This window comes from Bacillales bacterium (assembly GCA_035700025.1).
GTDB lineage: Bacteria > Bacillota > Bacilli > Bacillales > DASSOY01 > DASSOY01.
Window position 1 is genome coordinate 1 of record DASSOY010000084.1, and the last position, 7,355, is coordinate 7,355.

Annotated in this window: 10 protein-coding genes; 7 read left to right on the forward strand and 3 right to left on the reverse strand. The window is 45.5% G+C overall.

All coding sequences use genetic code 11. From position 1 onward, the window contains the following. Positions 1–597 precede the first annotated feature (597 nt). From VFK44_14550 to VFK44_14575, 6 genes are all read left to right on the forward strand, one after another. Positions 598–1,080 (forward strand): VanZ family protein, encoded by a 483-nt coding sequence (locus VFK44_14550; GenBank protein ID HET7629589.1) that lies wholly within the window; start codon positions 598–600, stop codon positions 1,078–1,080. A gap of 95 nt (positions 1,081–1,175) precedes the next feature. Beyond that, on the forward strand, positions 1,176–1,754 hold the full coding sequence (locus VFK44_14555; protein ID HET7629590.1) for a YdeI family protein: 579 nt from the start codon (positions 1,176–1,178) through the stop codon (positions 1,752–1,754). A 55-nt stretch (positions 1,755–1,809) separates the two neighbouring features. Beyond that, positions 1,810–2,436: a YdeI/OmpD-associated family protein gene (locus tag VFK44_14560; GenBank protein ID HET7629591.1), complete on the forward strand. Its 627-nt coding sequence runs from the start codon at positions 1,810–1,812 to the stop codon at positions 2,434–2,436. Positions 2,437–2,461: 25 nt separating this feature from the next. Beyond that, positions 2,462–2,968: a hypothetical protein gene (locus VFK44_14565; GenBank protein HET7629592.1), complete on the forward strand. Its 507-nt coding sequence runs from the start codon at positions 2,462–2,464 to the stop codon at positions 2,966–2,968. A gap of 31 nt (positions 2,969–2,999) precedes the next feature. Beyond that, positions 3,000–3,599, forward strand: a complete 600-nt coding sequence (locus VFK44_14570) for a nucleotidyltransferase family protein (protein ID HET7629593.1) — start codon at positions 3,000–3,002, stop codon at positions 3,597–3,599. Positions 3,600–3,770: 171 nt separating this feature from the next. After that, positions 3,771–4,715: a hypothetical protein gene (locus tag VFK44_14575; GenBank protein HET7629594.1), complete on the forward strand. Its 945-nt coding sequence runs from the start codon at positions 3,771–3,773 to the stop codon at positions 4,713–4,715. 68 nt (positions 4,716–4,783) lie between these two features. Here VFK44_14575 and VFK44_14580 read toward each other — a convergent pair whose 3' ends face one another. Beyond that, complete coding sequence (locus tag VFK44_14580; protein HET7629595.1) at positions 4,784–5,596, reverse strand: DUF6612 family protein; 813 nt, start codon at positions 5,594–5,596, stop codon at positions 4,784–4,786. Positions 5,597–5,770: 174 nt separating this feature from the next. Here VFK44_14580 and VFK44_14585 point away from each other — a divergent pair, with 174 nt between their 5' ends. Then, the gene (locus VFK44_14585; protein ID HET7629596.1) at positions 5,771–6,658 is read left to right on the forward strand and encodes an aminoglycoside phosphotransferase family protein; all 888 of its coding nucleotides are present in this window, start codon (positions 5,771–5,773) and stop codon (positions 6,656–6,658) included. Here the strand turns inward: VFK44_14585 and VFK44_14590 are convergent. Continuing rightward, a complete protein-coding gene (locus VFK44_14590; protein HET7629597.1) occupies positions 6,655–6,990 on the reverse strand; it encodes a hypothetical protein in 336 nt (111 codons plus the stop codon). The two genes, VFK44_14585 and VFK44_14590, sit on opposite strands and share 4 nt — an antisense overlap. An 8-nt stretch (positions 6,991–6,998) precedes the next feature. Next, a partial coding sequence (locus VFK44_14595; GenBank protein HET7629598.1) for a YciI family protein occupies positions 6,999–7,355 on the reverse strand: 357 nt, incomplete at its 5' end.

The window sequence follows — 7,355 nt, forward strand, 5'->3', positions numbered from 1 at the left end:
ACTGAAAAAATAACCTTGCTGCCACATCCGGCAAGTGATTTTATAAAATTTCCAAAGGGAGTACTATGATGAACATGATTAAGTATATGGCCATTTCTCCTTATCTCATATGGTTGCTAATTTGTGTTTTGCTTGTAGAAATGAAATTGATGGATACGAGCTTTTATCTTGGGACCTTTTGTCTTTTAAGTTTTGGAGTCGCTTTCACTCTGGAAATTATGAGGAATCGAATGTTAAGGAGCAAGTTTCAATTTACGACAGGAAGAGCCGTGTCGTATTTTACGTTTAATTTTTTATTCGGGCTGCCTTTATCCATCGTCTTACTCTTAACTTCACTTCCTTTAAAAACTCCTTACCTATTTATTGGTTCGGAACATCCAGGGGCTTTATTAGCTTGGCAGCAATTTTTGTTTATCGGGTATTTCTTAATTTGGTTTGTGATCAATGCGATCATTTTGAAACCTTCCGGCAAGACGAATATCCTTTTGTTTGTATGTAGTCCAATCCTTCTTTCAATACCCTTGCTGTGCGGGATTTTATTCAATTTGATTTGATCGAATCGTATTGTCGGTGTCGTATGTTTTGGAGGAGATCCACATGGAAGCGAAAAAGCTCTTGAAGCCAATGATGCGGGTTCTAGTGGTTGTTTATCTCTTGTTTTTGATGAAAGTCATACTATTGAAGAACATTTCTTCGTGGCGAATGTTGTCCAAAGTATTCAAGGAAGTTAGCCATAACGGCCAAACCTATTCAAGTCATAATTTCGTCCCCTTCAAAACAATTTTCGGTTACATCATGACGGAATCAAATGGGAGAATCTTGCTAGACAATCTTGCTGGTAACATCGCGTTGTTTATCCCTCTCGGTGTGTTGGTTGGGCTATTAACTTCAAAGACGAAGAACCTTACATTCGTAACCGCTGTTGGACTCGGAGTGAGTCTATTTTTGGAACTTATGCAGTTGTTGCTAAGGATAGGATCGTTTGATGTTGATGACTTGATTTTAAACACAATCGGCGCTTTGCTGGGGGCGGTATTTGTGAGTTTAATAAGGAAAAAGACGCCATTTATGGATAATTGAAGCATCCAAATCGTAATGTTTTCCACATTGTTTCAGAAAGCGATATAGTAGATATGCTGAAAGCATTGAGGCTATTCGATTGAGGGGGCGATCAAATGAATCCGAAGGTTGATCAATTTATTAACAAATCGAAAAAGTGGAAGGAAGAATATAAGCAACTGAGAGAAATCGTTCTCGACTGCGAGCTGACGGAAGATTTTAAGTGGATGCACCCTTGTTACACGCTCGATGGCAAAAACATCGTTTTGATCCATGGCTTCAAAGAGTATTGTGCGATGCTGTTTCCCAAAGGGGCGTTGCTGAAGGATCCTGAGGGAATTCTCATTCAACAAACGAAAAATGTGCAGGCGGCACGTCAGATAAGGTTCACGCATGTTGACGAAATCATTGAGCAAGAAGCGACTTTGAAAGCGTATATTCGGGAAGCCATTGAAGTAGAAAAAGCCGGTTTGAAAGTGGATGTGAAAAAGGAACCCGAACCGATTCCGGAAGAATTTCAAATAAAATTGGATGAAAATCCTCAGTTGAAAGAGGCTTTTGAAGGATTGACGCCGGGACGGCAGCGGGCATATATTCTTTATTTCTCCGGAGCGAAACAATCGAAAACCCGGACTTCCAGGGTTGAAAAATATATCCCGCACATTCTCGACGGCAAGGGAATGAATGATCAGTAGTTTCAAGAAAATGGACTGCCAGAACCTCTTTTTAGAGCGGGAAGGGGACACAAACATGACTTCGAAACCTAAAGTGGATTCTTATTTTACGAACGGCTGCGGGCGTTGCTCACTCGCGGGTACGTCTGACTGCAAAGTCCACAAATGGCCGGAAGTATTGGCGAAGTTGCGAGCGATCGTGCTTGACTGTGGGCTGACTGAAGAACAGAAATGGGGCATGCCTTGTTACACCTTCGAGAAGAAGAACGTCGTATTGTTAAGCGCTTTTAAAGAGTATTGTGCGCTCAGCTTCTTTAAAGGGGCTTTGTTGAAGGATGCTCATCATATGCTGGACAAACCGGGGGAAAATACGCAAGCAGCACGCCTCATTCGGTTCACCCATGTTCAGGAAATCTGTGATCTAGAGCCTGTATTGAAAGCCTATATTCATGAGGCTGTCGAAGTGGAAAAAGCCGGTCTGCAAGTAGATTTCAAAAAAGAACCCGAACCGATCCCTGAAGAATTTCAAATAAAATTGGATGAAAATCCTCAGTTGAAAGAGGCATTTGAGGGGTTGACGCCGGGACGGCAGCGGGCGTACATTCTTTATTTCTCTGGGGCGAAGCAATCGAAAACCCGGACGTCCCGAGTGGAAAACTATATTCCGCACATTCTCGACGGTAAGGGAATCAATGATCGGTAGATACGACAAATAAGTAGAAATGACGGTGAAACATGTTATGGGGGGATTCACTCTAACAGTTTTGTTGATGGGATTCTTATGGATGCCGATGTTTTTGTTATTTGATTTTATTTTTTACTTAGTCATAGTTTGTGCCCGTAAATTTTTTAAAAAAAGAAGGCTCGGATTCCCTTTTTCTCGCATTCTTAAAGATATTTTTTCTCTGCTCGTGTTAAGAATTGTCTCTGTCCTCATTTGCAGTCTTTTGCTCGAGGCGATAGGGCGTTTAATGGACCCAATGAATCATCCAAAGTATGCTTTTCATACAGGTTATCATATCATCCTTCACTCGGATGTCTATCTTTTTATTTTTTACATTTCACTTTTGTTGTTGATTCCTTGTGGTTTATGGGCGATATCAAATTTGATTCGTGATCAGGGCATTAGAATACGAACGGTTTGGCGAAACAAAAAAGTACGGATTTATGCGGGAATTAATGCTTTGATTATTGTGAAAGCCTTTTATATCTTTTCTTGGCCGGGTTTTTACTGATCATGAATGAAACTTTCAAGGTGGCAGAACAATGAAGTTTCCGTTACATTATTATAATAAGGACTTAGAGAGTCAAATCGATGCTTTAATCAACATTGTGTGTGGGAATGATTTCATCAAAGAGGTGCTGCTGAAAGCATCGCAGCTGGAACTACAAGATTATTACATCGGAGCGGGTTGCATCACTCAGACCGTTTGGAATCATATTTCCGGCTATCCTCTTGAGTATGGCATCAAGGATATTGATTTTGTTTATTTTGATCGTGATTTAAGCGAGGCAGCCGAGAGCGAAGTGAAGGCCGTATTAAATGAGAAATTTGATGATTTGCCATTGCGTCTTGATGTCAAAAACGAAGCGAGAGTTCATCTTTGGTACAAGCAGCGTTTCGGATATGAGATTCAACCCTATCAATCTCTCGAAGCGGCAATCAATAGTTGGCCAACAACCGCCACAGCAATTGGTTTGAGAAAAGAAGATGGTTGGAAAGTGTATGCCCCTTACGGATTGAATGATTTATTTGGCATGATCGTTCGCGCCAACAAGCTTCAAATTACAAAGGAAATTTACGAAAAGAAGGTCGACCGGTGGACGGAGAAATGGGGTCATTTGCAAGTGATACCTTGGGAATAAAGCGAATGGGAGAGAAAACTTTAAGCGAAACGAAATTCGGAATATTAAGATGACTATGCACGGGGGTTGTGGTACTTTTAGATTAATAAAATGAACTCGTTGGCTGCTTGCGGCGATGGTTTTGCGGTTCAAGAGTGAACATTAGCGATGGAGCACTGGAGGCGTCCTAAAATGACGGAGCAAAACACGGTATGGCCGTATAAAAAGCCAAAGACTTCGGTCATCAAGTGGCTGCTGGATTCAGATCCTGCGATTCGCTGGCAGGTGATGCAATACTTGTTGGAAGAATCGAAAGAGGCCGTTAGCGCTGAGCGCGCGCGTATCGCTGTCGAAGGCTGGGGGGCGAGTCTCCTCTCCGCACAGTCGTCCGATGGGAGCTGGTGGGCGGACAAAGATCCGTGGCCGTTGAAGAATACGCTCTTCACGCTCGTGATGCTGAAAGATTGCGGCTTGGAACCTACGAGTGAAGAAGCTCGCCGTGCGGTCGCTCTCGTAAGAGATCACCTCACTTGGGTGTATCACGACAATCGTCCGTTTTTCCACGGCGAGGTCGAACCGTGCATTAACGGACGAATTTTAGCCGTCGGTGCTTACTTTGGTGAAGCCAATGATGAACTCGTTGAGCGTCTTCTCAGCGAGCAGCTCGAGGACGGCGGCTGGAACTGCGAAGCCCCGCCGAGCGTTCGCTCTTCTTTTCACAGCACGATCTGCGTTTTGGAAGGACTATGGGAGTATGAGAAAGTGAAAGGCGGCGATACCGCAGTAACCGATGCGCGCAACCGCGCGCACGACTACCTGATGGACCGCGGAATGTTCCGTTCGTTGTCAACCGGAAAGGTGATTGACCGGAATTGGACGCGTTTTTCGTTTCCAACCACCTATCATTACGACGTCCTTCGCGGTCTTGACTACTTGCGCGATGCCGGTGCGACTCCGGACGAACGCATCGCCGAAGCCGTTGAACTGACCGCCAAGAAGCAGCACCAAAACGGCCGTTGGCCGCTGCAAAATCCTCACGACGACCGGATTCCTTTCGACACGGAAGGTCCGGTCGGGAAGGCGAGCCGGTGGAACACGCTCCACGCTTTAAGAGTGTTGGAGTGGTATTATTGTTGATTGCTTACGATATTGAATCCTAGTCGTGTCGCAGCTTTATACTGAACGTACTGGATCTGCCTGAAATTTTATTGCGCAACGGCACTTTCAACAATGGGTTCCGGTATTTTCAAATTTGGTTGCTGGTTGTAGGCGTATTGGGCTTTGATATGAACGGAGATGGTGGTCGCCGGGTAATTGGCATTTGCTTTCGTCTTATATTTCAGCGTCATCTTGGAAGAAACTTGACGGTACGTATCTTTATCAATCGCCGCCTCGTATTGGAAACCAAGCAGTTCGCTTTCATTGACCATGTTTTTGAAGGCTTCATCATTCCAGCCGGATTTTTCCTCCATAGAAGAAGCAGCGATCAAGATCCAGAACGACTTGAATAAATCATCCGTCGAGTCAACCGAAAACCGGTAAAGGTCATCTTCCTCGGCAAAGGCAAAAGCTTCACTATGCTCTTGGATGAACTGAAAACTTTTGGTCAAATCAAGCGGGTCATTATGCCACTCCTTTTTCACCCAATGATTCGGAGTTGAAAACGTATTGAAATAAATGGTGTGGTCGGAAACATACACTTCTTGCTCATAATAAAAAGGGTCGGTTCCGGTTTCCTTGCCGTCTCCTGACATCATTTCCTTTGTATAAAGCTTGTATGGATCATATGCCGCCTTAGTGATTAAGGTATCCTTGTAAGAGGAAACCTTATGGCTCCCCTCGGCTTGTTCGATATTCGAGATGCTCGTGGAAGAATAGCTTTGAATCTCTTTCATGGCTCGTATCGTGTGTTCTAAGACTTCTTCCGCACTCAGTTGTCCACATCCTCCGAGCAATAGGATCATGGACATAATAAGAATGGGTGCGAATAACTTTTGAATCATTTGCATTGAATTCATTCCCGTCAATAAGAATTATTTTCGCGTCGAACGTCCTTTATAAGTTTATCGGAAGCTGCTCTCATTTTTTAAAACGTTTTGGGGGAGTTCACTAGGGAGCATTTAATTGGTACGAAGTAAAAGAACACATCGATGCGATTAGAATGAATTACATAGAGAAATAGAGGTGCAAACATGGAAATCAACGTCGATTTGGTGGAAAAATTAATTCGCGAGCAGTTTCCGGAGTGGGCTCATTTAGAAGTTCGGCCGGTCTCCGTGAGCGGGAATGACAACCGAACGTTTCACTTGGGCGACAAAATGAGCGTCCGGCTGCCGAGTTCGGAGCATTACGTGCCGCAAGTGGAGAAGGAACAAAAGTGGCTGCCGCGGCTGGCGAAACAACTTTCACCGCCAATTCCCGAACCGTTAGCAAAAGGGAATCCGAGCGAAGAATATCCTTTTCCGTGGTCGGTGATTCAGTGGATCGAAGGCGAAACGGTGACGCATGAAAATATTGCCGACCTTGATCAACTTGCCAGCGATTTGGGAGCGTTTTTGGTCGAACTGCAATCGATTGATCCCAAGGGCGGACCATTGGCTGGCCAACATAACTTTTACAGAGGCGGGGATCTTGCGGTTTACGATTCTGAATCCCGCGAAGCGATTGAGGCTAATCCAGATGCCTTCGATGTCCCAGTTGTAAAAGAAATGTGGGAACTGGCCCTGAGCTCGAAATGGACAAAAGATCCGGTGTGGGTGCATGGCGATGTGGCGCCGGGGAATCTGCTAGTGAAAGATGGAAGACTCGCAGCGGTCATTGATTTTGGCATCCTTGGAGTCGGCGATCCCGCTTGCGATGCGGCGATGGCTTGGACTTTTTTTGATGCAAAAAGCAGACAAACCTTCAAAGACACTTTAAACATGGATGAGGAAACGTGGAACCGGGCGAGAGGCTGGGCTTTGTGGAAGGCTTTGATTACTTATCATTGGAATAAAAAAGAAGACCCGTCCGCCGCAGGTGAAGCGTTGCATGTGATCGAGTGCATGGAACGGGATTACCATGATTTGCTTGAGTCTTAAAGTTTAGACAAGACAAATGCCTTCGCTTCCTCCGCCAATACGAACCAATCGACTTCAGCGGCGTGAATCGCGAACCATTGCTTCATGACGCGATTGCCCATTGTGCAAGGCTCGCCGACACCGGCTTGCTGTAAATCGTCGACTCTTTCTTTCGGCAGCTTGACGACTAAGCGGCCGCGGAGGAGAAAGGCGAAAATTTTGTTCTCGATTTTCAATTCCCCAGCTGAACCAAACCTTTTCCGTTTCGGGTGGTAGTCGCACTGAACGGCAGCATCCGCTGCCTTCAGCTTGTCGGCGAGCGCAAAATAGCGCGCGGTCGTCTCGTTTTCCATCGATCAGGTTACCGCTCAAAGATCGGACGAAGTTCAATGGCGCCGCCGTGAATCGCAGGCGAGCGGCGTGCCCAAGCTTCGGCTTCTTTCCAGGATGGGACGTCAATGACCCAGTAACCGCTGACTTGTTTCGCGTCGTCGACTAAGGAGCCGTCGGCTGTCTGAATTTGTTCGCCGTCAGCGTAGATCGTTCGTGCCGTCTCAGGTTCCTGCAAAATATTCCCGCCGTATGCGAGCACTTTTGCATCCTCCATCGCTTGAAAATACGACCGCCAACTCACCCAGTAGGCGTCTTTTTGTTCGTTTTTTCGCGCCGCAAATTGTTCAGCCGTCTCATAAGACATCACCATGAATTTCATTCCGTT